This is a genomic window from Mucilaginibacter hurinus, assembly GCF_003324525.1.
In the GTDB taxonomy this organism is placed as follows: Bacteria; Bacteroidota; Bacteroidia; order Sphingobacteriales; family Sphingobacteriaceae; genus Mucilaginibacter; species Mucilaginibacter hurinus.
In genome coordinates, this window is the sequence record NZ_QGDC01000002.1 from 502,881 (window position 1) to 527,646 (window position 24,766).

At 44.3% G+C, this 24,766-nt stretch carries 27 protein-coding genes, 2 tRNA genes and 1 pseudogene; 13 read left to right on the forward strand and 17 right to left on the reverse strand.

Annotation, left to right across the window (positions count from 1 at the left end):
- Positions 1-57 precede the first annotated feature (57 nt).
- Positions 58-543 carry a methylated-DNA--[protein]-cysteine S-methyltransferase gene (locus tag DJ568_RS05400; protein WP_114004213.1) on the forward strand — a complete coding sequence of 162 codons (486 nt, stop codon included), beginning with the start codon at positions 58-60 and terminating at the stop codon, positions 541-543.
- Here the strand turns inward: DJ568_RS05400 and DJ568_RS05405 are convergent.
- The 8 genes from DJ568_RS05405 to DJ568_RS05440 form a co-directional block, all read right to left on the reverse strand.
- Complete coding sequence (locus DJ568_RS05405) at positions 527-2,476, reverse strand: hybrid sensor histidine kinase/response regulator (protein ID WP_233496630.1); 1,950 nt, start codon at positions 2,474-2,476, stop codon at positions 527-529. The genes DJ568_RS05400 and DJ568_RS05405 overlap by 17 nt on opposite strands.
- A 13-nt stretch (positions 2,477-2,489) precedes the next feature.
- Complete coding sequence (locus tag DJ568_RS05410) at positions 2,490-3,062, reverse strand: chemotaxis protein CheB (RefSeq protein WP_147238714.1); 573 nt, start codon at positions 3,060-3,062, stop codon at positions 2,490-2,492.
- 10 nt (positions 3,063-3,072) lie between these two features.
- Positions 3,073-3,903 (reverse strand): CheR family methyltransferase, encoded by an 831-nt coding sequence (locus tag DJ568_RS05415; protein WP_114004215.1) that lies wholly within the window; start codon positions 3,901-3,903, stop codon positions 3,073-3,075.
- 6 nt (positions 3,904-3,909) lie between these two features.
- Positions 3,910-7,347: a response regulator gene (locus tag DJ568_RS05420; protein ID WP_114004216.1), complete on the reverse strand. Its 3,438-nt coding sequence runs from the start codon at positions 7,345-7,347 to the stop codon at positions 3,910-3,912.
- A 116-nt stretch (positions 7,348-7,463) separates the two neighbouring features.
- The gene (locus DJ568_RS05425; RefSeq protein ID WP_114004217.1) at positions 7,464-7,868 is read right to left on the reverse strand and encodes a hypothetical protein; all 405 of its coding nucleotides are present in this window, start codon (positions 7,866-7,868) and stop codon (positions 7,464-7,466) included.
- A gap of 3 nt (positions 7,869-7,871) precedes the next feature.
- Positions 7,872-8,201, reverse strand: coding sequence for a gliding motility protein GldC (gene gldC, locus DJ568_RS05430; protein WP_114004218.1), 330 nt, complete (start codon positions 8,199-8,201; stop codon positions 7,872-7,874).
- Between the two features lie 6 nt (positions 8,202-8,207).
- Positions 8,208-8,474 (reverse strand): hypothetical protein, encoded by a 267-nt coding sequence (locus tag DJ568_RS05435; protein WP_114004219.1) that lies wholly within the window; start codon positions 8,472-8,474, stop codon positions 8,208-8,210.
- Between the two features lie 9 nt (positions 8,475-8,483).
- On the reverse strand, positions 8,484-9,833 hold the full coding sequence (locus tag DJ568_RS05440) for a DEAD/DEAH box helicase (RefSeq protein WP_114004220.1): 1,350 nt from the start codon (positions 9,831-9,833) through the stop codon (positions 8,484-8,486).
- A 143-nt stretch (positions 9,834-9,976) separates the two neighbouring features.
- Between DJ568_RS05440 and DJ568_RS05445 the strand changes: the two genes are divergently transcribed.
- Positions 9,977-11,314, forward strand: coding sequence for a dihydroorotase (locus DJ568_RS05445; RefSeq protein WP_114004221.1), 1,338 nt, complete (start codon positions 9,977-9,979; stop codon positions 11,312-11,314).
- Positions 11,315-11,341: 27 nt separating this feature from the next.
- Here DJ568_RS05445 and DJ568_RS05450 read toward each other — a convergent pair whose 3' ends face one another.
- Together DJ568_RS05450 and DJ568_RS05455 are read right to left on the reverse strand one after the other, a co-directional pair.
- On the reverse strand, positions 11,342-11,800 hold the full coding sequence (locus DJ568_RS05450; protein WP_114004222.1) for an SRPBCC family protein: 459 nt from the start codon (positions 11,798-11,800) through the stop codon (positions 11,342-11,344).
- A 112-nt stretch (positions 11,801-11,912) separates the two neighbouring features.
- A complete protein-coding gene (locus DJ568_RS05455; protein ID WP_114004223.1) occupies positions 11,913-12,860 on the reverse strand; it encodes a helix-turn-helix transcriptional regulator in 948 nt (315 codons plus the stop codon).
- Between the two features lie 52 nt (positions 12,861-12,912).
- On the opposite strand from DJ568_RS05455, the gene DJ568_RS05460 reads away from it, so the two are divergent.
- From DJ568_RS05460 to DJ568_RS05470, 3 genes are read left to right on the forward strand one after another with little or no spacing between them, the layout of a single operon-like run.
- Positions 12,913-13,158, forward strand: a complete 246-nt coding sequence (locus DJ568_RS05460; RefSeq protein ID WP_114004224.1) for a putative signal transducing protein — start codon at positions 12,913-12,915, stop codon at positions 13,156-13,158.
- Between the two features lie 60 nt (positions 13,159-13,218).
- The gene (locus tag DJ568_RS05465) at positions 13,219-14,223 is read left to right on the forward strand and encodes a N(4)-(beta-N-acetylglucosaminyl)-L-asparaginase (protein ID WP_114004225.1); all 1,005 of its coding nucleotides are present in this window, start codon (positions 13,219-13,221) and stop codon (positions 14,221-14,223) included.
- Positions 14,224-14,258: 35 nt separating this feature from the next.
- Entirely contained in the window at positions 14,259-15,002 is a 744-nt protein-coding gene (locus DJ568_RS05470) for a copper homeostasis protein CutC (RefSeq protein ID WP_114004226.1), read from the forward strand.
- A gap of 99 nt (positions 15,003-15,101) precedes the next feature.
- On the opposite strand, the gene DJ568_RS05475 is transcribed toward DJ568_RS05470, so the two are convergent.
- A complete protein-coding gene (locus DJ568_RS05475; protein WP_114004227.1) occupies positions 15,102-15,572 on the reverse strand; it encodes an Lrp/AsnC family transcriptional regulator in 471 nt (156 codons plus the stop codon).
- A 185-nt stretch (positions 15,573-15,757) separates the two neighbouring features.
- Here DJ568_RS05475 and DJ568_RS05480 point away from each other — a divergent pair, with 185 nt between their 5' ends.
- Both DJ568_RS05480 and smpB read left to right on the forward strand, forming a co-directional pair.
- Positions 15,758-17,644: an Nramp family divalent metal transporter gene (locus DJ568_RS05480; protein ID WP_114004228.1), complete on the forward strand. Its 1,887-nt coding sequence runs from the start codon at positions 15,758-15,760 to the stop codon at positions 17,642-17,644.
- Positions 17,645-17,756: 112 nt separating this feature from the next.
- Complete coding sequence (smpB, locus tag DJ568_RS05485; RefSeq protein WP_114004229.1) at positions 17,757-18,209, forward strand: SsrA-binding protein SmpB; 453 nt, start codon at positions 17,757-17,759, stop codon at positions 18,207-18,209.
- 101 nt (positions 18,210-18,310) lie between these two features.
- Here smpB and DJ568_RS05490 read toward each other — a convergent pair whose 3' ends face one another.
- From DJ568_RS05490 to DJ568_RS05505, 4 genes are all read right to left on the reverse strand, one after another.
- Positions 18,311-18,967, reverse strand: coding sequence for a protein-L-isoaspartate(D-aspartate) O-methyltransferase (locus DJ568_RS05490; protein WP_114004230.1), 657 nt, complete (start codon positions 18,965-18,967; stop codon positions 18,311-18,313).
- Positions 18,968-19,039: 72 nt separating this feature from the next.
- A complete protein-coding gene (locus DJ568_RS05495) occupies positions 19,040-19,444 on the reverse strand; it encodes a DUF6691 family protein (RefSeq protein ID WP_114004231.1) in 405 nt (134 codons plus the stop codon).
- 4 nt (positions 19,445-19,448) lie between these two features.
- Positions 19,449-20,003: a YeeE/YedE family protein gene (locus tag DJ568_RS05500; RefSeq protein WP_114004232.1), complete on the reverse strand. Its 555-nt coding sequence runs from the start codon at positions 20,001-20,003 to the stop codon at positions 19,449-19,451.
- A 47-nt stretch (positions 20,004-20,050) separates the two neighbouring features.
- Positions 20,051-20,323, reverse strand: a complete 273-nt coding sequence (locus DJ568_RS05505) for a hypothetical protein (RefSeq protein ID WP_114004233.1) — start codon at positions 20,321-20,323, stop codon at positions 20,051-20,053.
- Between the two features lie 111 nt (positions 20,324-20,434).
- Between DJ568_RS05505 and hscB the strand changes: the two genes are divergently transcribed.
- From hscB to DJ568_RS05530, 5 genes are all read left to right on the forward strand, one after another.
- A complete protein-coding gene (hscB, locus tag DJ568_RS05510; RefSeq protein WP_114004314.1) occupies positions 20,435-20,959 on the forward strand; it encodes a Fe-S protein assembly co-chaperone HscB in 525 nt (174 codons plus the stop codon).
- Between the two features lie 87 nt (positions 20,960-21,046).
- Positions 21,047-21,130 (forward strand) — tRNA-Leu (locus DJ568_RS05515).
- A gap of 73 nt (positions 21,131-21,203) precedes the next feature.
- A complete protein-coding gene (locus DJ568_RS05520) occupies positions 21,204-21,488 on the forward strand; it encodes a GIY-YIG nuclease family protein (RefSeq protein ID WP_114004234.1) in 285 nt (94 codons plus the stop codon).
- A gap of 6 nt (positions 21,489-21,494) precedes the next feature.
- Positions 21,495-21,581, forward strand: a tRNA-Leu gene (locus DJ568_RS05525).
- A gap of 256 nt (positions 21,582-21,837) precedes the next feature.
- On the forward strand, positions 21,838-22,419 hold the full coding sequence (locus DJ568_RS05530; RefSeq protein ID WP_114004235.1) for a hypothetical protein: 582 nt from the start codon (positions 21,838-21,840) through the stop codon (positions 22,417-22,419).
- 45 nt (positions 22,420-22,464) lie between these two features.
- On the opposite strand, the pseudogene DJ568_RS17365 reads toward DJ568_RS05530, so the two are convergent.
- Both DJ568_RS17365 and DJ568_RS05540 read right to left on the reverse strand, forming a co-directional pair.
- Positions 22,465-23,030, reverse strand: a pseudogene (locus DJ568_RS17365) (DUF1016 N-terminal domain-containing protein).
- A gap of 76 nt (positions 23,031-23,106) precedes the next feature.
- A complete protein-coding gene (locus DJ568_RS05540) occupies positions 23,107-23,994 on the reverse strand; it encodes a winged helix-turn-helix domain-containing protein (protein WP_114004236.1) in 888 nt (295 codons plus the stop codon).
- A 211-nt stretch (positions 23,995-24,205) separates the two neighbouring features.
- Between DJ568_RS05540 and DJ568_RS05550 the strand changes: the two genes are divergently transcribed.
- The gene (locus DJ568_RS05550; RefSeq protein WP_114004315.1) at positions 24,206-24,754 is read left to right on the forward strand and encodes a dihydrofolate reductase family protein; all 549 of its coding nucleotides are present in this window, start codon (positions 24,206-24,208) and stop codon (positions 24,752-24,754) included.
- Positions 24,755-24,766: the final 12 nt, after the last annotated feature.

The window sequence follows — 24,766 nt, forward strand, 5'->3', positions numbered from 1 at the left end:
GCCCCACCGTTTTAACAGCGCGACCTGTTCAATCTCAAAAATCCGTAACTTTAAGCCATGCCTGTTAATTACCATCAAACACCTGTTGGCTTGGCTCGTATAACCGAGGAAGACGGCTTTATAGCATCTATTTCTATTTGTGATGAGGATTTTGAACCCGGCGAGCCCGAAACCACGTTATTAAAAACTGCAGCAACACAGCTAGACGAGTATTTTGCCGGCGAACGCAGGATATTTGATTTTCCGTTAAAGCAGCGCGGTACAGATTTTCAGCAAGACGTTTGGCGGCATCTGTTGGACATACCGTATGGTTTTACTACCAGTTACGCGGCGCTCTCTAACCAAATGAAAAATCCGTTAGCCATACGCGCCATTGCTGCAGCAAACGGCAAAAACAATCTTTGGATTGTGGTTCCGTGTCACCGCGTAATAGGCAGCGACGGCAGCCTTACCGGTTACGCCGGCGGGCTGTGGAGAAAGCAATGGTTGCTTGAACACGAGGCACGTGTGGCGTGCACCGGGCAAACTAAGCTTTCTTTTTAACCGCAACTGCACCCAGCCATTTGCTAATTTTTTCATGCAACTGGTGTGGTTGAAAAGGTTTTGCCAGTACATCGTTCATGCCGGCGGCAAGCGCCTCATGCTTTTCAGAATCAAGCGTGGCTGCGGACAGGGATATTATTGGAATGCTACGCTTAGGCTCATCCATGTCTACCCGTATGGCCCGAGCGGCCTGGTAACCATCCATTTCAGGCATATGAGTATCCATCAGTATCAGGTCGTAGTCGCCCTCACGCAATTTTTCAATAACCTTGCGGCCGTTATCTACCATTTCAACCGTCACATTCCAGTCTTTTAATATTTTAGTTACCATAAACTGGTTAACCATATTGTCTTCGGCTATAAGCACGTTTACATTGATAAACGGAGCCAGCTTTTCCACCGGCGCCGTACGCTTTTCCTTAGGTTCAGGCACCAGTGTAAACCAGTTAGTAAAAGTAAACTCACTGCCAACGTTAACTTCACTTTTAACGTCAATTTCGCCGCCCTTTAGTTCAACAAGCTTTTTTACTATCGCCAAACCAAGGCCGGTTCCACCATATTTAACCGACGTATCATCTTCGGCCTGCTCAAACGAATCGAATATTTTCGACAGATGGTGGGGCGCTATGCCAATGCCACTATCCTGCACGCAGAATTGTATTTTCACTTCATCGCGGTGCTTTTGCAGAACTTTAACAATTAATTTTACAAAACCCCGCTCGGTAAATTTAATGGCATTGCTTAATAAGTTCATCAGCACCTGGTTAAGCCGCAAAGAATCCACGTTAATGTAAGCCGGCACATCAGATGCCATTTCAAGAATAAACTCTATATTTTTTTCGTCGGCTTTAAATTTCAATAGCCCAAAAACCGACCGGATAATATCATGCAGGTTATTTACAGATCGTACAATATTTAACTTGCCGGCCTCAATTTTTGAAATATCCAGCACGTCATTTACCACGCCTAACAATGATTGCGACGACATTTCCAGCAAATTAAGCAGGTTAAGTTGCTGATCATTCATTTCGGTTTCGCGAAGTAAATTAGCGATACCTAAAATACCGTTGATGGGTGTACGCAGCTCGTGGCTCATATTAGCCAAAAAAGTTTCTTTTATTTTGCGCGCTTGCTCAGCTACTTCTTTTGACTTTATGAGTTGCTGCTCATAACTTTTTTGAGGCGAAATATCGCTTATGTTAATAAAAAGCGCCTTATTGCGGTAAGCTACACGGCACTCCACCCAAATAACTGTTTTGCTGAACGTTTCAAATTCAAACTCAAATACCGAGAAAGTGCGGTTATCTCTTATGATCTCACCAAGCTTCTCACGAAACGACGGCTTATTTTTGCCGATGGCGCGGTCAATCATACTCGTGCCTATCAGGTCTTGGGGTTTATAGCCCAATATTTTCTCAACGGCGGGGTTTATGGTTTGGATACGCAAATCCTGCGTGCTTACCACACATATAATATCGGCTGAATTGCGAACCACTGTGGCAAAATTTTGCAGTTCCTCATTTTTCTGCCTTATCTCTTCCTGCGAGCGGGCTAACTGTATAAAAGCGTCAACCTTAGCAGACGTTATGTATGGCTCAAGTGGTTTGTACAAGTAATCAACGGCGCCGGCGCCAAAGCCTTTAACAGCATATTTAACTTCTTTTGAAATAGCTGTAACAAAAATAACCAGTATGTCGCGTGTCCGCGGGTTTGACTTAAGCATTTCAACCAGCTCAAATCCGTCCATCTCGGGCATTTGTACATCAACAAGTGCTATAGCAATATTACTTTCCCAGGCAATTTTAAGGGCCTCGTTGGCAGACGTGGTTGAGTATAATTGTATATCATCGCGCGTTAGCAGTGCCTCCAACGCGATAATATTCTCTTCTCTGTCATCAACTATTAGGATGTTAACAGGGGTTATGTTTTTCATGTAACTGTGATATTCAGCAATTATGCTTAATAAGCTCTATTATTTGATCGGTAGTTAATATAAACTCAGCTGCCTTATTATTTATTGCAGACTGTGGCATTTCTGCCATTTCTGCCTCATTTGGGTCCTGCACAATTGCCAATCCGCCGTTATTGCGTATCTTTAATAAGCCCTCTGCCCCATCCTGGTTGGCCCCCGAAAATAAAATTGCCGTACAACGCTCGCGGTATATATCGGCAGCGCTTTCAAATGTCACATCAATTGATGGTTTTGAATACCATACCGCTTCTGAAACGTCCAGGCCAAACTGGCCGTTCTTTTCAATCAATGTATGATAATTTGCCGGAGCAATATATATCGCATTTATCTGTATCCCGTCCTTGTCACAAACCTCCTTCAAGCGTATACGAGAATGCTCTGCAAACAGTTTTTCAATCTCACTGAAAAAATTCCGCTTGCGGTGCATAATAATCAATACCGTTTTATTTATGGTTGGCGGTATTTTTTTTACTATTTGAAAAAACAACTTAAATGATCCGGCAGAGCCGCCCAACAACAACATATCGCTGTTGCACCATCTCTGCAATATATCAGGGTTAAGAGGCAATTTTTTGATATATGTTTTCTTTACTGTTTACCACTTTAAACTTCTTGCGGAATGTTTCGGACCTGATAGTTTCCTTTGAGCCCAAGCATAAAAACCCGTGGGGCGACAGGCTGTTGTAAAATAGTTCAAGTATTTTCTCCTGCAGCGGATTTTCAAAATAAATGAACACATTACGGCAGCTTATCAGCTGAAACTCGTTAAACACACCGTCAGACACTAAGTTGTGAACAGAAAAAAGCGTATTTTGCTTTAACTCACTGTGAATTGTCGCCGCATCATACATGATGGTAAAATGATCGGTAATAGATCCTTTTAAACCCGAATACATGTAATTTTCGGCATAGCTTTTTATTTTGCGAAAACTGTAAATGCCTTTGCGGGCCTCTTTAAGTACTTCGGTATTTATATCTGTGCCATAAATAAATGACTTCGCCTTAAGCCCTGCCTCCTTCATCAATATAGCCAGTGAGTAAACCTCTTCGCCTGATGAGCAGCCGGCACTCCACATTTTAATATGTTGATAGCTTGATAAATACGGCACTACCTGTGAGCAAATGGCTTTGTAGAACAAGGGATCGCGAAACATCTCGGTAACGTTTACCGTAACTTCCTCTAAAAAGTGCTGAAAAAAATCGCCGTCGTTCACCAGCTTATGCTTCAGGTCGTAAAACTCAAGCTTTTTCAGCTGCATTATGCGCGTTACCCGTCGCTTTAACGACGCTTTACTGTAATCACCAAAATCAAAGCCGTGCACGCCCTTTACAAGGCCTATCAACTCATCCAACTGTTCTGACGTTACTCCGGCTATATAGGTTTTCATAATAAATCAGCTTTCAAGCCATAATTGCATTAAGGCCACAAGCCTGTCCATATCTACGGGTTTGGTTATATAGTCATTTGCGCCCGCGGCTATACATTTTTCCCTGTCATCTTTCATCGCTTTTGCCGTTAGCGCAATAACCGGCAATTTAGCCCACTTAGCTTGCTTACGTATATACCGTGTAGCTTCATACCCATCCATTTTAGGCATCATAATGTCCATCAACACCATATCCACGTCAGGTATTTCCTCCAGTTTAGTTATCGCTTCTTCACCGTCGTTAGCTATCTCTACCACCATATCATATGCCTGCAAGGCACTGCTCAGTGCAAATATGTTACGCATATCGTCGTCAACAATAAGCACTTTTTTACCCTTTAAGCTTTCAACACCGCCTTTTGAGATATTTTTAGGCTTGGGCGACGAAGCTTCCGGTCTGTCGGCAGTTTCAGCTATCTTATTAAGGAAAAGGTTAACCTCATCTATCAACCTGTCTGACGACTTGCTGGTTTTTATAACCATAGCATTGGCGTATTGCATAAGCCGGTTCACCGACGTTTTGTCAAGCTCCATCGCTGTATTGATTATAACCGGCAACTCAAGGAATTTATCAACAGATTTGATCTTATCTAACAAATCCAGCCCTGAAATATCAGGCAGGTTGATATCTAAAATAACACACTGATACTCGTTCTCATTCAGCATCCGGAACGCCGATTCGCCGTCAAAAGCCTGATCGAGCGTAATACCCTGTGCCTCCATCATATCCTTTAAAGCCTGGCTTTGCGCCTGGTGATCCTCTACCAGCAATATCTGCTTAAATACGGCACCGCTTTGCTGTGCCATGTCATTAAACAATTTATCAAGAGCATTGGTGTCAATCGGTTTCTTTATAAAACTGATGGCGCCTTCACGGCGTACACGGTTGGCAGCAGCATCACCGGCCGACATCAGGTGAACCGGGATGTTCATGGTATCTTTGTCCTGCTTCAACTCCTTCAAAATCTGCCAGCCATCTTTGCCGGGCAGCATAATATCCATAATTACCGCGTCGGGCTGATTTTCTTTGATAATATTCATGGCGTTGGTGCCCTCATGCACCAGGATAGACTCATATCCATGGTCGCGCGAATAATCTTTTAATATATCGGCGAAGTTCAGGTCGTCCTCTACAATAACAACCAACGGTTGCCTGTCGGTCTCTGTAGCTTTTTTAGCAGGCTTCAATCCTGATGGCACCGGTGGTTTAAATGTTTCGGCAGTAGCAATAATTTCCTCAGGGGCGGTTGTCACTTTAGCTTTGTACGGCATTGTTAACGTAAACTCACTCCCCTGGCCCGGTTCGCTAATAAGAGATATTTTACCGCCAAGTAAGTACGCCAGTTCGCGGCTTATAGACAGGCCAAGCCCGGTACCACCATATTTGCGACTGGTTGACCCATCGGCCTGCTGGAAAGCTTCGAATATCTGTTTCTGCTTATCATGAGGTATACCAATGCCGGTATCTTTTATATGGAAGCTGATCATCTGGCTGCCAGACTCGGCCGTGGCCGATACGGTTATGGTGCCGTGCTCCTGCGTAAATTTAAACGCGTTTGACAGCAGGTTTTTCAATACCTGTTCTAACCGTTGCTTATCGGTATTAATAAATGCGGGGACATTTGCCAGTTGGGTGCTAAAGCTGATCTTTTTATTGGCGGCAACTTCAGTGAACAACATTTCCATGTCGCCCAATATGTCGGTTACCTTAACATCCTCGTTGTGCATTTCCAGCTTACCCGATTCTATTTTTGAAAGGTCGAGAATATCATTAATGAGGGTAAGCAAGTCGTTACCTGCATTAAAAATTACACTGGCATATTTTATCTGGTCTTCAGACAGGTTATTGTACTTATTGTCTTTTAATATACGGGCCAGTACCAGGATGCTGTTTAGCGGCGTGCGCAGTTCATGGCTCATATTGGCCAAAAACTCTGATTTGTACCTGCCGGTGGTTTCAAGTTCCTGCACCTTTACGTTGATGGCTGACCGCGCTTCTTCAATAGCCTGGTTTTTTTCTTCCAGCAAACTGGCTTTCTCTTCCAGTTCGGCGTTTATTGACCGCAGCTCTTCCTGCTGTACCTTTAACTCCTCCTCTGATGCCTGCAGCATTTCGGTTTTGTTCATCAACTCTTCGTTGGTAACACGCATTTCTTCCTGCTGTGCTTCAAGCTCCTCGGCTTGCTGCTGAACCTCTTCAAAAAGATCGTTCATGATGGTTCGTGCCTGTGCAGTATTAATAGCTATGCCAATATAGTTACTTACAGATTCAACGTATTCGCGCGCGCGGGTCTCCATCTCGCCTTTATAGGCCAGTTCAACCACACCTTTTAGCTTGTTATCATAAAAGAAGGGTGATACAAAGCTTACTACATCATCATCCTGTATCAGCGAGGTGGCTAATTGCAGTTTTTCATTTAAACGGCCTTTCACCACTTTTACCTGGCTATCATTTGCCACCTGCCCAATTATGCCTTCAGATAATTTGATGATGTTTTTTACGCCGTCAGGGTTATGGAAAGCATAAGTAGCATGCAACTCCAGTTGTTCATTGCGCTCATCAAACAGGTATAGCGTGCCGGTTACAGCGCCCGTGTATTTACACAATTTGGTAAGCACATTTAATGAAAGCTCTTTTTCGCCCTGCTGTCCCTGCATCCTCTCGTTAAGCAGGCGCGTGCCCGTAAGCAACCAATTTTTGGCTTCATTTTCCTTTATAACCTGGTTTAACTCGCCGTTGGCCGCTGTTACATCAGCTTCTATTTTCTTCTGCGCTTCAAACGTACGCATGATGTAGTAGAAGAGTACCAGAATGATAACCAGGAATACAGCCGATCCGGCGATAATAATGGTTATGGTTTTTTGAGCAGCGCTTGCTGTGGCGTCTTTGCGCTCTTCAAGTAATTTTTCTTCGCTGTCTACCAAACGGCCTATCGTTGACCGTATTTGGTCCATGCTTTTTTTACCATTTATAAACATGTTGCGTTCAACCATGTATGCCAAACCCATCCTGTCATAAGTTTCAACATTGGTTTTCATTACGTTAAACTGGCCGTTTACCAGTTTAGCCAATGTATCACTGCGGCGCGATTGCTCAAAATTATCGCGTACAAGCTCTTTCAGTGCGATAAGATTTTTCTCTGCAAGTGGTATTGATACATTATAAGGCTCTAAAAATGGCTTTTTACCGGTTGCACAATAGCCGCGCATACCTGTTTCGGCATCAATCAGCGATTGAATTAAATTTGAACTAACGGTTATAACCAAATGTGTGTGCTGAACTTTTTCACTGTCAGCCACCAATTTCTGTATGCTTTTGTAGGATAATATGGCTACCGCAAATACCAGAAGTATGGATATAGCAAAGCCAGCAAGTACCTGGTTTCGGAAAGAAAGTTTTAACATTTGCAAGGGTTTAGTTTTTACAACTTAACATTAATACCTATACGTAATGCGCGTTAATAGGTTTATTAAAACACGCTTAAATTATTTGTTTTTACAAGGTTAATTTACAACCATTGTTACACTACCACAGTTTGCCTTTTGCGCGTAAAAGACACTGCTGAAGCCAAAACTGAGCCGGCAAACAAAACATACCACCCCCACCTGAATTTGCCCGCCAAAACTTTTGCGATTGAATTGAATGGAACAAAGCTAAAAGAAGCGTTTACCTTTAAATACACCGCCAGATAAAATAATGAAACAAGCACCAATGATGCCCAACCGGCAATTTTAGCAATTTTTAATTGGTTAAACACTACACCTATCATACCTATAACCGCAACCAACAGCACCACAATGCCATAAGGTTTGCTTAGCTCATACATATTAAAACTTATCAGGCCCAGCGGCCTCAACAGCGGGCTATAAGTACCAGCGATAAGTGTAATAAAACCTATAAGTGATATAAGGGAGGGTAACCGCATATACTACCTGGTTATTTCCATTTTTTCGGCAAAGTGTGCGCAGTAATCGCGCAGGTCTTCTACGATATTTTCTTCACCGGTTGCGCGCAAAAAACTGTCGCCCATGGTTTGCAGTGTTTCGTAAAAGAACCGCTTCATTTCGTCAACCGGCATATCTTTGGTCCAAAGGTCAATGCGTAATGTGTTTTTATAGCTCTGATCCCACAACGCCAGCATCATTGATTTTACGGGCAGCGCTTCTTTGTTTTGTGAATCGGTAGACTCCCACAAAATACTCTCCGGCACATTATTATCATCAAGTTCTATTGTAAGTTTTATTTCGGCTTTTTTCATTTAAAATTATTTAACGAGTAAAAATATAACAATCACCAAAGTTATAAAGCTTAATTCAACCAGCCACAAGGTTTTTGTATCCGGGAAAAAATTGCGCAAAGTAACATCTAAAAAAGCTACTACAAACGCAAACAGCGCAAATATCCAAATAATGGTTGTACTCCAGTTTTTATAGTCGGCACCGGTAATACCTGCCCCATAAATAGCTATGTATACACACAGCACTATAAAAAAGGCGGTAGCAAAGTTTAAGGGAGTTATCCTGAATTTCATGCTATGGCATCAATATTTTTTCTTTTTGGCTGATCGTTTAACGCTTTTTTTTGCAGCCACCCGCGGGTTACGTTTGGCCTTTTCGGCTTCAAATTTCTTTTTTTGGTTAAGCGTTTTCTTTTCGTGAAAGGCACCCTTAAAATCGGGGTCGTCCTTTCGCTTCTGCATATCAATTTCTTTATTCTGGTCCTGGCGTTCTTCGTAGGGCGTCTCTTCTACAAACACCTCAGGCGGTAAATTGTACACAGGGATGGTTTGCCGTATCAATTTTTCTGCCTTGCGGATGTAATACACCTCGGCGGGGTTACAAAACGTGATGGCCACGCCTGATTGAAAAGCCCTGCCGGTGCGGCCAATACGGTGCACATAATCTTCTATAACCACCGGCACGTTAAAATTAATTACGTGGCTTACATCTGCCACATCAATACCGCGCGACGCCACATCAGTGGCCACCAGTATTTTTACCTCATCGTTTTTAAACGCGTTAATACTATTGATGCGGGTATTTTGCCCTTTGTTGGCGTGCAGTACCTTTACCTCTTTATCGCCGTACTTACGCTGCAAAAATTTAAATACATACTCGGCAGCTACGCGTGTTTTACAAAACACCATCAGCTTTTTAATATCGCCCTCGACCTCAAGCAGGTGACGCAACAAGTTTATCTTAGTTTTTATATTGGGTACCAAATACAGCTTTTGCTCAACCGTTTGTGCGGGGGTAGCCTGTGGCGTTACCTCAATAACAGTGGGGTGTTCAAGAAAGTTGGCCGAAAGCTGGTGCACCTTATCAGACATGGTTGCCGAAAACAACAGGTTTTGGCGTTTACGCGGCACTACCTCAAGTATACGGTTAACCTGCGGCATAAAACCCATATCCATCATCTTGTCGGCTTCGTCAAGCACCAGCACCTGCAACGTTTTGGTAACAATATGTCCGGCCAGGTAAATATCCATAAAGCGGCCCGGCGTTGCTACAATGATGTCAACACCTTTATCAATTTGTGCTATTTGTGTTTTAGGACCAATGCCACCATATAGTACAGCAACACGCAAATCGGTATTTACAGCAAAGGCTTTAATATTTTCCTCTATTTGCATAGCCAGCTCGCGCGTGGGTGCTACTATGAGCGCGCGCGGATTTTCGCCCTGTGCATATTTCAGCCTCATAAGTATAGGCAGCACATAAGCGGCCGTTTTACCTGTACCCGTTTGGGCAATGCCCATAACATCCTGCCCGTTAAGTACCGGCGGAATGGCTTTTTGCTGCACCGGCGTAGGCTGGGTGTAACCGGCATCGGCAATGGCATTTAAAATTTGCCGGTTAAATCCAAAATCATCAAAGGTAGCTGCTGCCATGCGGCAAAGATAGTGTTTGCGCGCCAAACACTGTTAACGGGCTAAAATTAACGCCCGGTATAAGGGTTAATTGACCATATACTGATAAAAGACTATCTTAGTGTAATTCGCAGCTTGTACATTGTAAATTATATATTTGCCCTATGTCATCTATCCTTATTAAAACAGCAACTATAGTAAACGAAGGCACCCAAACGGTGGCTGATGTGCTTGTGAAAAACGGCTTTATTGAACGCATTGACAGTACGATTGATATGCGGGCAGATGAAGAGATAAATGCCGAAGGTTTACACCTGCTTCCCGGCGCAATTGACGACCAGGTGCACTTTCGTGAACCGGGATTAACCTACAAAGCAGATATTTATACCGAATCGCGCGCGGCAGTAGCCGGTGGCATTACTTCGTTTATGGAAATGCCGAACACGGTGCCAAACACCTTAACGCAAACCCTGCTTGAAGAAAAGTACCAGATAGCTTCGCAGCAGTCAATGGCCAACTACTCTTTTTTTATGGGCGCAAGCAACGATAATTTAGACGAAGTGCTGCGAACTAACGCTGCTGACGTTTGCGGGGTTAAAGTATTTATGGGTTCATCAACAGGCAATATGCTGGTTGATAACCCCGGCACGCTGGAAAAATTGTTTGCTCAATCACCTATGCTTATCGCCACGCATTGCGAGGACGAAGCAACCATTAAGGCCAACCTGGCGCAATACAAAGAAAAATTGGGAGATGAAATTACAATAGAATACCATCCAATTATCCGCAGTGCCGAGGCTTGTTACCTGTCGTCATCAATGGCGGTAGAACTGGCGAAGAAACATGGTACCCGGCTGCATATACTGCATATTTCAACAGAAAAAGAAACGCACCTGTTTGATAACGCGACGCCCTTAAAGGATAAACGTATTACCGCCGAAGCCTGCGTACATCACCTGTGGTTTACCGATGCTGACTATGCAACAAAAGGTAACCTGATAAAATGGAACCCGGCAGTAAAAACAGCTACCGACCGTGAAGGTATACTGAAAGCAGTGCTTGACGGACGCATAGATGTTATAGCTACTGACCATGCCCCTCATACAAGTGAGGAAAAAGCGCAGCCTTATTTGCAAGCGCCCTCCGGCGGGCCGCTGGTGCAGCACGCTTTGCCGGCACTGTTAGAACTATATAAGCGAGGCAAAATATCGTTAGAACAAATTGCCGAAAAAACCGCGCACAACGTTGCTACCTGTTTCCGGATTGAAAAACGCGGATTTATACGGGAAGGTTACTGGGCCGACCTTGCGCTGGTAAACCTTGACGCGCCCTGGACAGTAAGTAAAAATAACATCCTGTATAAATGCGGTTGGAGCCCGTTTGAAGGCGACACATTTAACTCGTCGGTTGTCAGCACTATCGTATCAGGGCACCTGGCGTGGCATAATGGGCGCTTTCATAAAGCTTTCGCCGGCGAGCGGTTAAAGTTTAACCCTCAATAAATCTGCGGCAAGGGAGATTTATTGAACCTATGCCTGTTTATTTTCGGGCGAAGCTGAGCGGTGTTGTTCCAATAGCTTTTTTAACCCGCCCATTACCCCTTGCCAGTTCTCTTCCGAGTGCTCTTTTTGAGCCTGGTCTTTTACACCATCCTGGGTTATGGTTAACGTGGTTATACCATTGGCCTCTTCCAGGTTATAACTTACGTTGTGGTAGTTTTCGGGCTTATCCTCTGTACCGCTCATGCTGCTCCAATAGGTATAGGTTACGTGCTTTAAGGGTTCAATGCTTGTTATTACGCCCTTGTCTTCATACATCTTACCCTCCCACTCGCCGCGCCAGTAAATGGGGCTTCCTTCTTTCCAGTCGGTAACGAGGTCTGTTCCAAAAAAATATTGTTTTACTATGGCCGGGTCAGTAAGTCCTTTCCAAACTTCGGTGGCAGGTGCATTAAAATCAATAGTGGTTGTTAGCGTTTGATCTTTCATCGGTATCAATTTTTATAAGTAAATAACAAAAACATTGCCAGCTATGTACATACAAATGCCGGTTATGCAAAGTAAAATACTGCATTGACAACCCTATGTCAGCAGGAAAAAATTATTGAGCTAGTTTTTTAGCAATAGCCGCGGCAAGCGCCCTCACGCGTTCCTGCAGGGATGCCGGACTTATAATTTGCGCATGGTCAGCAAACATCATATACCAACGGGCAAAGCCCTCTGGGGACCCACTTAAAAAAGTCATTACCACGGCGTCCTTTTCTAATTTTTCGGAAATGAAACCGTTATAATATTTCTGCTGATTGAGGTGTACCTGTATTGACTTATCCACCTTCATCACTATTGTGTGTAGTTCGCGTTCGTGGGCGGTTTGTGCTATATAATCTTTTAATGTGGGGTGTTGCCCGGTGTAAACGGCGTCAGTTAAAGTGACACTTCGTATGCGGTCAAGCCTGAAATCGCGATAATCCCCGCGCATACGGCACCAGGCTATCAGGTGCCAGTAACTGTCCAGGTAAAAAACCCCTACCGGTTCAACATCCCGCTTGGTTTGCTCCTGGCTGTGCAGGGCAAAGTAATCAAGCTTAAGTACGCTTTTTTGACCGATGGCAGTTAAGATCACCTGTATATGATCTTTATTATCGGCGCGCAACTGGTTATGGCTTTTTATAACCTCTATATTGCTGTCCATATCTTCCAGCAAATCTTTCTCGGCAGTACGCAGTACAGCCCGTATCTTGTACATGGCCGATTTATGGTGCGCCATGGTTGACCGATCGGTAAGCTTTTCAATAAATTTTTCGGCCGTTAAAAATGCCGTTGCTTCCTCTTTGGTGAACATTACCGGTGGCAGCCGGTAGCCATCCATAATAGAGTAACCCACGCCGGCTTCGCCAATAAGCGGAATGCCCGCCTCTTCAAGTGTTTTTACATCGCGGTAAACAGTGCGCAGGCTAATTCCAAAACGTTCGGCAATATCAGCTGCTTTAACTACCCTGCGCGATTGCAATTGTATCAAAATTGCTGATATACGGTCTATACGGTTCATTACTTACCAAAATAAATAAAAACAAACTATATTGTACCAAATAACCTTAAATATGAACGACGACGACAAAATAGTAACCCTGGCTTCATATTACGACCCGATGCTGGCGGAAATCATCCGTGGAAGGCTGGAAGCTAATAGTATACCATGTTTTATAGCTGATGGCAACACCATTAATGCCAACCCTTTGTACAACCAGGCTATTGGTGGCATTAAAATAAAAGTATTTGAACACGACCTTGAACGATGCCGGGAAATTTTGGCGGAGGATAATTCGGCCGGCCTGCCGCCCGAATAATTAGTTTGGGTGCAAACAAAACGTTTTATAACCTGTAATTACTTAAATATCAACCAATTCATGCTAAACCGTCGTGCGTTTATAACAAAGTCGGCCATCGGCGTATCGTCGGTAGCTGCCGCTCAACTCATCCATCTGCCGGTATTTGCGGCTACGCCGCCTGATAACACGCTTGTAATATCCACATGGGATTTTGGCATAGCGGCAAACCAGGCCGCCTGGAAAGTATTGCAACAAGGCGGCCGGGCTTTAGACGCTGTTGAAACCGGCGTAAAAGTAGCCGAAGAAGACCTGGATAACCACACGGTAGGCCGGGCCGGTTATCCTGACCGCGAAGGTCGTGTTACACTGGATGCCTGCATTATGGACGAATATGGCAATTGCGGCTCGGTAGCGGCGCTTGAGAATATAGCCCACCCTATTGCCGTAGCCCGGTTGGTAATGGAAAAAACGCCGCACGTGATGCTTGTGGGCCAAGGTGCCATGCAATTTGCGGTGCAGCAGGGCTTTAAAAACGAGAAGCTTTTAACCCCCGAAGCAGAGGCTGCCTGGAAAGAATGGCTAAAAGACAAAACCTACAAACCGCCTGTTAATATTGAAAACAAAAAAAAGCCGGGGAGCCGTTATAATCATGACACCATAGGCATGCTGGCTATTGATAGCAAAGGAAACATTTCGGGCGCATGCTCAACCAGCGGACTGGCGTTTAAAATGCGCGGACGCGTGGGCGACAGCCCTATAATTGGCGCGGGCCTGTTTGTTGACAATGAGGTTGGCGCCGCTACCGCAACAGGCGTAGGCGAAGAGGTTATACGCGTTGCAGGCAGCGCACTTATAGTGGAGCTTATGCGGCAGGGATACCCGCCGAAAGCCGCCTGCAAAGAGGTTGTTGAGCGTATTATAAAAAAACGAAAAGATGCTGTAAAAGATTCGCAGGTGGGTTTTTTAGCCATCAATAAAAAGGGTGAGTATGGTGCCTACGCCATACAAAATGATTTTACCTTTGCAGTATCAACCAGCCGGAAACAGGATATCCTGGTTACTGCTACAAGCTATTATAAATAATTTTGATAACTGTTTAACAACTGCAGGGCAACCATATGGTATCACTTGAAGTTTGTGCCAACTCTACAGAATCAGCTATTGCAGCCCAGGAAGGCGGCGCTATACGTGTTGAGTTATGCGATAACCTGCACGAAGGCGGCACTACGCCGTCGCCGGGCCACATCCTGTTATCGCGCAAATTGCTGCATATACGTTTATATGCATTGATAAGGCCACGCGGTGGCGATTTCTTGTATAACGACCGTGAGTTTGAAGTGATGCAGGCCGACGTACGCCATTGCATTGAGGCGGGTTGCGACGGTATTGTGATAGGCATACTAAATGCGCAGGGGCATGTAGACAAAGAGCGCTGCAGCGTATTGGTGCGGATGGCCAAGCAATTTGGCCTGGGTGTGACGTTTCACCGGGCGTTTGATGTATGTGCTGACCTATACCAGGCACTTGAAGATATTATTGAAATTGGCTGCGAGCGCATACTTACATCCGGCGGCAAAACTACTGCCATAGAGGGCGCCACCATTATATCTCATTTGGTTGAGCAGGCGGCCGGCCGTATAAGCATTATGCCCGGCTGCGGCATAAGCGAACAAAACGTAGCCGACCTGGTACATTTTACCGGTGTAACCGAAGTGCATTCATCAGCCAAAATACATGTGCAAAGCAAAATGGAATACCGTAATGACCATATTATTATGGGCAGCTATTATGGCGACGAATCAAACTATAATATCACTGATTCAGAACGGGTAAGGGAGCTTTTGCGGCTGGCTAATTCATAACTTTTGCCCATAGTTGATGTTTCACGGAGAATAGTTAATACAATCTACAACGCATGAAATCTCATCTATGGTATACCTACCGTTAACGACACACAGGATCTAATACTCCAGCGGAATAATCGGCTCTTTTTTACTGGTAGACATGATCATCATGGTATGGAAGGTTTTAACCACGCTGATACGGCTTATCTTTTCCATAATCAACTGCTCGTATGATTTGATGTCGCGCACGTATACTTTAAGTAAAAAATCGCACTGGCCGGTAACGTGATGGCATTCCGTTACTTCTTTTATCTTCTGTATCTCCTCTAAAAACACCTGTATGGTATTGTTCTTATGAAAATCAAGCGATACCTGGATAAATGTTTTAATACCCAGGCCAAGCTTTTCCTCGTCAACAAGGGCATGATAGCTTTTGATGTATTCTGAGTTTTCCAGTTTACGTACACGCTCCAGCGTTGGTGCCGGCGACAGGCCGATTTCATTGGATAACTGCAGGTTGGTTATCCGTCCATTCTCCTGTAAGATTTTTAAAATCTGAAGATCTATTTTGTCAATTTCGGCAGCCATGATAGTGCAAATATAGGCTTTTCAATCCCCAACAAAATTAAATTTTTTAAGAGTTTGGTTTCACAAAAATTAATTTTATACAATAATTAGATAAGTCTAATTTTGTTAATTAGATTTGCATAATTTAAACTATAACTCTATAATTACGTTTAGCATCTGCATCTATAGTTAAACAAGCACAGTAAATGGCGTTAAAGCACACCGAATCATTAAGCGATGTACACAACAGCGTAGGTACAGAAAATAAAACCGGCTGGCGCAAAGTACTGGCCTTTTTAGGTCCGGCATACCTGGTTAGCGTTGGCTATATGGATCCCGGTAACTGGGCAACTGATATTGCCGGCGGCAGCGCGTTCGGGTACCGTTTATTATGGGTGTTGCTGGCATCAAACTTAATGGCACTGCTGCTACAGTCATTAAGCGCAAGGCTTGGCATAGTGCGCGGGCTCGATCTGGCGCAGGCCTCAAAAAATGCATATCCGCGTTTTGTAAACTTTTGCTTATATATACTGGCGCAGGTAGCCATCATTGCCTGCGACCTGGCCGAGATAATCGGGATGGCTATAGGCCTTAACCTGCTGTTTGATTTGCCTTTGCTGTGGGGGGTGTTGTTAACTATAACAGATACCATACTGTTGCTTTTTTTAATGAACAAAGGCATGCGTAAACTGGAGGCGTTCATTGTATCAATGATATTCATTGTCGGCCTTTCGTTTTTAACCGAAATGTTTATTGTAAAGCCTGATGTGGTTGAGGTTGTTAAAGGCTTTACGCCGGGCAATCTTTCGGGCAGCGCGTTATACATCGCTATTGGTATTATTGGCGCAACCGTAATGCCGCATAACCTGTACCTGCACTCGGCATTGGTACAAACCCGTAAAATCAACCGCAGCGATGAGGGCATCAAATCATCCATCAAGTACAATTTTATTGATACGGTTATAGCGCTAAACCTGGCGTTTTTGGTAAATGCAGCGATATTGATACTGGCGGCAGGCGCCTTTTTCAGTAACGGGTATTTTGAGGTAGCCGAAATACAAGATGCCTACAAACTGCTTGAGAATATTTTTGGCAAAACAGCGCCCGTGCTGTTCGCGGTGGCGCTGATAGCATCGGGCCAAAGCTCAACCATAACAGGCACGCTCGCGGGGCAAATTATTATGGAAGGTCATATTAATCTGCGCATTGAGCCATGGATGCGCAGGCTGCTGACACGCCTGCTGGCCATACTGCCCGCGGTTTTTACCATTTTATATTTTGGCGAAAACGCCCTTGGCGATCTGCTGATATTAAGCCAGGTGGTGCTAAGCCTGCAATTGGGTTTTGCGGTAATCCCCCTGATACACTTTACGTCTGACAAGGCTAAAATGGGGAAATTTGCCATAGGGCCCGTAATAAAGATATTGGCCTGGATAAGCGCGATTATTATTGTTGGCCTGAATGTTAAGCTGGTAATAGAGCAAATATTAGGCTGGATAAATGACTATCCCAACGCGCGTATTGAGATATATACAATTGTGCTACCATTGGTAACCGGCGTGGGCCTGCTGCTATTATACGTAGTGTTGAAACCATTACTGTTTAACCGCCGCGAGCGCCCCAACCGCGTGCCCCATGGCGAGGCCACGGATATAGGCGGCATTGACCAGGTAGCCTACAAACATATTGGCATCACGCTCGACTTTTCAAAAAACGATCGCGACTCAATACGCCACGGCATTATGCAGGGTGGTAAAGTTGCGCGGTATACTCTTATACACGTGGTTGAAACGGCGGGGGCGCGCTATCATGGCACCGATGTGATGGATAGCGAAACGCAAAGCGATGTTAAAAACCTTGATAAATACGCCGCCGACCTGGTTAGTATGGGCTACCAGGTAACAGCTCGCATTGGCTATGGCTTGCCTGCCAATGCCATAGCTAAAATAGTGGCCCATGATAAAATTGATTTTTTGGTTATGGGCTCGCACGGGCATAAGGCGCTTAAGGATCTGATATTCGGCACCACTGTAAACAGCGTGCGGCATATGGTGAGTATACCGGTGCTGGTGGTTAAACCGCAATCAAAATAATTTGCATATTTGCAGCTCACCTATAATCCCACCAGCATGGCAACATGCCCGGCTTGCTGCGCTACGGGTAAAACAAAGGCAGCATGGTTGAGTTTATAGTGTTTTAGTACTAATGAGCCAGCAAGACATCTACATAAAAAATAAAAAAGCATATTTTGAATACCATATGCTTGAGGAGTATACCGCGGGCATTAAACTGCTGGGTACCGAAATTAAATCGATACGTGAAGGTAAGGCGAATATAAACGATGCGTTTTGCACATTTATAGACGGGCAATTATACGTGCGCAACCTGCATATAGCAGAGTACAGCATGGGATCATTTTACAACCATGAAGCCAAGCGCGACAGGGTATTGTTGCTCAATAAAAAAGAACTGAAAAAACTGCTGGTAAAAGGCGAAGAACGTGGGCTTACTATTATCCCGCTGGCCCTGTTTATCAGCGAGCGCGGCTTTGCCAAGCTAAAGATTGCGCTTGCACAGGGTAAAAAAACCTACGATAAACGCGAAACGCTGAAAGAGCGTGACGTAAAAGTGGAAATGGACCGGGCGATGAAACGCTAACCCCCAACTGCCAAGGCAGCCGTTAAACTCTTTTAATTGGCCTCACCCTACCCTCTCCAAAGGAGAGGGTTCTCTTTTGTTTTTCCAATCCTTTCCTTTAATCACCAGGCCTTATCACCTACCAAGGGCACAAACCTGAAAGTATCCAACACAACTTTCTCATAATCATGCTCGCCTACCTTTAGTACGGTAACCATTTTTTGCGTGTTTTCATCTCCCACGGGAATAACCAGTAAGCCGCCAATTTTCAGCTGTTGTAACAATACCTCGGGTACCGTTGGTGCGCCGGCAGTCACAATAATTTTATGGTATGGGCCGTGTTCCGCTACACCCTTTGAGCCATCGCCTAAAAAAAAACGGGCCTTGTAACCCATGTGCGGCAGCACCTTAATGGTACGCTCGTATAATTTTTGCTGACGCTCAATAGTATAAACTTTGGCGCCCAGTTCAAGCAATATACAGGTTTGGTAACCGCTTCCGGTACCTATCTCCAGCACTTTATCACCTTTTTTAATATGGAGCAGCTGTGTTTGGTAAGCAACGGTATAGGGTTGTGATATGGTTTGCCCCTCGCCTATCGGAAAAGCGATGTCGCGGTAGGCCTGTGTCCAGAAGGTTTCATCAAAAAAGAAATGGCGCGGCACTTTACTAATCGCCTCCAGCACATGCTCATCCTCAATTCCCTTTTTCCTTAACACTTCAACCAACTGTTTACGGGCACCTCTCTCGCGGTAATTATCAATAAACTTATAAGCCATTTGCTTACAAAGTTATTATAAAAATGCCTTCTCAGGGGTTCAAATTACCAACACCGGCTGTAAAATCAGTAACTACCTGGCAACAAATACACCGTAGAGGTACGTGCCAAGTACTGCACCCATTGCTACAATAAGCATACTTATATAGCCGTAACCAATATTTACAAAAATTGGCCCGGGGCAGGCGCCGGTTAGCGCCCAGCCCAAACCGAATATGAGCCCGCCGAAGAGGTAGTTTTTCCAGCTGCCGGTCTTGTCCGCAAAAACAATCGGCCTGCCGCTGCTATCATTAAGCCTTAGTTTTTTTATGGCAAAAACAATGATAATGCCTGACAGCACTGCAGTGCCTATGATGCCGTACATGTGAAAAGACTGAAAACGGAACATCTCCTGTATACGGTACCACGATACGGCTTCTGATTTAACCATCACAATGCCAAACAGCACACCGGCCAGTATGTATTTAATCGCTCTCATCCTGTCAAAATAAAAAAGGGAAAATAAGCCAGGTCATAACCAGTCCACCAATAAAAAAACCAACGACGGCTATTAACGATGGCAATTGTAATGCAGACAATCCCGAAATGGCGTGACCTGAAGTACAGCCCCCCGCATAGCGCGAGCCAAAACCAACCAACAAGCCGCCAACAAGTAACAGCAGGATATTTTTAAAATCAAGAGCCCCGGTGCCAAATAAACTCTCCGGATTTAACTGGCCATCAAACGGGATATTAAGCTTTTGCAGGTCATTTATAGTGGCCGGTGATAATGACAGCGGCTCATCATTTTTAAAAAAAACTGAACAGATAAAACCTCCTGCTATAGCACCGACCATAAATAACAGGTTCCAACGCTGCCGTTTCCAATTGTAATTAAAAAATGAAGTATGCTTGCCCGCACCGGCTATGGCGCAAATGGTGCGCAGGTTAGATGAAAACCCAAATGATTTGCCAAAATAAAGCAACAGGGCCATAACAAACGCTATGGCCAAGCCTGATGTATACCACGGCCAGGGTTGCTTAAATATCTCGGGCATGCGCTATTTTCTTTTCAATGCAGCTAAAGCCAGCATAGTAACAGTGGTTATTCTTCGTTATCGCCATCGTAACGGTGCTTGCGTATGAACGCCGCAATATCCTCCACCTGCTTGTGAGTAAGTTCGCCATAACCGTCGTATTCCCAGTCGTCTGTTTCCAGGTCAAACACTACCTGGCCCATGCCCACGTTACCTTCATGAATTTTGTAAATACCAGTTGAGTAGTAATCGCCGCTTGGCAGTAGTTCGTTAACCGGGGTTATGGTTAAATGACGTACAAAATCATCTATCAGTACGTTATAATTAAGTAGTCTGTGCATAACATCTTTTTACAGGTAGCCTGCAACTTTGAGGCCATTTGCCTAATTTGCTTGCTATCTGCCGCTAATATATTAAAACAGCTGCAATGTAAAAGCGTTACCTTTGTACAAATGAACTATTTTAACTTCTATAACATACCCGAATCCTTCCACCCTGATGAAGCTGCGCTAAAAAAGCAATTTTATGCGCTGAGCAAACAATATCACCCCGATTTTTACGCTACTGAGAGCGACGAAAAGCAGCAGGAAATACTGGAACTATCAACGCTTAACAATAAGGCTTATCAAACCCTTTCAGACCCCAATAAGCGGCTGGAGTACATTTTACGCGAGCATGAGTTATTGCAGGAAGGCGCAAAACCGCAGCTTCCGGCGGATTTTTTAATGGAGATGATGGATATTAATGAGCGTTTGATGGAAATAGAAAACACCGACCAACTGGCTGACATTACCGCCGAAACACTTGCTATTGAGGGTGATATAAACGAAGAACTTTCGCGGCTTACTACAGACTATGCCGACCTTGACGATATGGCAAAAGAAAGCCGCCTGAATGAAATACTGGACATTTATTACAGGCAAAAATATTTGTTGCGTATTAAAGAGAGTTTAAATACATTTGCAGCCCGGTTCTGAGCGATTAACAGTCGCCAAGACATCAAATAAATGCCCGGATGGCGGTCCCGATAACTATCGGGACGGTAGACGCTGGACTAACTAAATGCCCAGATGGCGGAATCGGTAGACGCGCTGGTCTCAAACACCTGTGGCTGCAAGGCCGTGCCGGTTCGACCCCGGCTCTGGGTACAAAGCCCGATACGAAAGTGTCGGGCTTTGTTGGTTAATGACGAAACTTAATCAAACTTGTTTATTTTAGATTATGGCATCGGTGTACATCCTGCATTCTAAAAAACTTAACAGATATTATACTGGAAGTTGCAAAGACCTGTCCTGCAGAATTGCACAACATCTAAATAAAGAATTTGAAAAAAGTTTTACAGCCAAGGCCGATGATTGGGAATTATACTTCTTTATCGACGACCTTTCGTATGAGCAATCACGATTAATCGAGGCGCATATAAAAAGGATGAAGAGTAAAAGTTATATCCACCATCTTAAAAAATATCCGGAAATGATTGAAAAACTGAAGGCCAGTTATTCGTAAATGGCGGCCCCGATAGCTATCGGGGCGGTAGACGCGCTGGTCTCAAACACCTGTGGCTGCAAGGCCGTGTCGGTTCGACCCCGGCTCTGGGTACAAAGCCCGATACGAAAGTGTCGGGCTTGTTGGTTAATGCCCTCTCCTCTTCTGCAAGCCGAGCAGCCTTCATGTTGCATGCAAACCTCGCGTTCGCAGATCCAGCTACATCTCGCTCATTACTTGCTTTGGGCGACTTGACCATTTGATCAGATTGTAAACGTAATTATTTACACAGTTTACATTTTTATTTACAATCTAAATTCTTCAGGCTGAAAGCTGCCAGGGTAATTTTGCTGAATCAAATTGAATAATTATGAAAAAGAACATTTATGCGCTGATATTACCACTGGTTGTGGTGAGCGGATTGGTATTTGCTAATCATGAAAATAAAAATGACGACCCTAAAAAGCCATCGCAAAAGTCGCTGACAGCTACCGAAAAGAGTGCCGGAAGGCGAAAGTGGGAAGCCAGCCCCGATGGCATAGCGTTCAATAAATGGAAAGCATCTCCCGAAGGGCAGAAAGTGTATGCCGGTGCTGCTAAAATAAAGAAGCATATTGCTGCTTTTACAAAGATGGAGGCTGTTGTAACGTCTACTTCTCTCCCGCCAGGATCAAGATTAGGTTTTGGGGTGATGGTCAGGATTAAAGATGACGATTATATCTTAACATTTGACGTGGAAAACCATCAACCGGACCACTTGCTTTTGAAATTTGACGCTGAGAACCATCTGCTTGACAACTTGCACAGCCTGAAAGTGAACGACGAATTAACTATAAAGAGCCGCAGCGTATCGTACGCGCCAAAGTATTCATATCCAATAGTATCAGCGGATTATGTGGAGCGGGACAATAAATTAATTTATAAGCGCATCCCTCGCAAAGGTGGTTGTTAATTGAACCGTGTAGATGTGTAATAATAGCTTGTTCCAGGTCCTTTTCTAATAAGAAGCCTCTCTGTGTAACCCTAAAAACTCAAGATAAATCGGATCTTTGATAATTTCTTTAGCATCAGACGGTTGTTTTTCGTTACGAGCTACAGCCAATACACTGTCTTTGTCATTACTCATCAACAATCTTTCCCACAAACTGCTATGGATTTGACGCTCCAATTGGCGTACCGTCCAATTATTTTTGACCGTTTCGGCTATATAAAAGTCACGTTTATCAGGGCTATCAAGCCTGATGATAACTTTATACTGGCTCCAACTCAATTGCGAATACACCGTATTCGCAATTGGAAACGTACGATAAAACTGACGAAATAGTTCTATTTGCCGTTTTGAAAACCCACTGCCATACTCCGGCTCTAATTGATCTGCAATAAATTTAGTAGATAATTGCCATAATCTGCCCGGTCTATTCCTTGCTGCTCTTCTTCAAATATGCGTTGTCCAATTCGCCAATACATCAAAGTCCGCTCATAATCAACCAGTCTGATCGCTTTTTCTTTAGCATTATGAATGATAGCTTGAATGCCAGAAATAATGGATTGGCTTACAAGCATGATAAAGGTTATAATTAAGCAACAAATTTACAGAATACAACTTGCATAAAAAGCACTTTTGTCCAACTTCATATTCTCAATCCCCGACCTCCAGCCTATACCCTTTCCCACGTACCACAACAATATTAATAGTCGAACTCATCTCCAGCTTTTTGCGGAGCTTGGAGATAAACATATCCAAACTGCGGCCTACAATTACACCTTCATCCTCCCATATTTCTTTTTGCAGGCGGCTGCGGGCAATGGTTTGATTAGGCGATAAGGCAAATATCCGCAGTAAACGGGTTTCGGTCCCGGTGAGATCTATTGTTTGGTTTTCTAACATTAACTGGCGTTGCCCTGCATCAAATAACACCGTGCCCAGGCTAAATTTATTAGTGGCACGGCTGTCGTTTACAACCGGTTGTGGTTTAACCGCCTTAAAAAGCATAAAGCCAACAAATGCTAAAAAGGGCAGGCCGCCCAAAATATATCCGGTTGTTGCCAAATCAACGCCTTTTGGCTTAAACTTAACGTTGACGATGTAGCACGCCTTAGGTTGTATCCTGCCCTTACAGGTTACAATATCATCTTTCCGGTTTCCGGCTATGGCGTAGCCATAAGCTACCGAGGCGTTGCTACAGTTTAACACGTTAACAACATAATCCTGCGTAAAGGCGTCCTTAGCCAACAAACGCCGCGTAATTTTTACCAACGACTCGGGTTTGAAAGCAAATTCATGCTCAAATCGCACCTGGTATTCATCGTCATCAATCTTTTCTACCGGTAGTGTTCGCGATGTACTGTCGCCCGCATGTAAGAGTAATTCGTGCCCTATCCTGCGAAGTAAAACCTCCCTCCTGGCCTTATCATACTCACCGGTATCCGTAATGCCGAAAGCCAGGCATATTACAGCAACAGGCAAAAGCAACAATACCAACAGGTATTTGCGTTTACCGCCTAATATATCTGTAACATACCGCATATGGCTGAATTTTATATACAAAGTTTACATTTTAAATTTACAATATAAGCTACTGAGGTTCAAATATTTTAAAGTGGTTGGCTATAACGGTGCACACGCTCACTTTAACTATAACGCCTATGGCTTGTTACCCCTGCTTTTTGGCACAAACTCCCCGCCTGCTATTTAACTTCACCAGTTATCTTTGATGATATCACTAAAAGCCAATAATATGAGGACGGTAACATTCGGCATAAACATTACACTGGACGGGTATTGCGACCATACGCTAATGAACCCTGCCGAAGAACTTATGGACTACTATACAGCGATGATGGACGATGTGGACCTGCTCTTTTTCGGCAGGGTAATGTACCAGCTGATGTTTCCATACTGGGCCGACGTAGCAAGAGAACAATCGGGCACGGACGGCGAAAACAGGTTTGCCGAAAGGATGGCGTCTATTGACAGGGTAGTTATATCAGGATCATTAAATACCGCTGATGAAAAAACCCGGATTGTACGTACTGATCCGGCAGGAGAATTGTTGCGGCTGAAACAGCTACCCGGTAAAAAAATAATGGTTGATACGGTAAGCATGTTGCCTGAATTAATAAAAGCCGGCCTTATAGACGAGTTAAAGCTGGTGGTGCATCCGGTTATTGCCGGGCAAGGCAGGCCGTTACTGCAAGCGGGCAGTATTAAAGACAAGCTTAACCTTAAATTGGTTGACACCATACGGTTTCCCTCCGGGTGTATGGCACTGCATTACGTAAAGTAGAAAAATACCCGG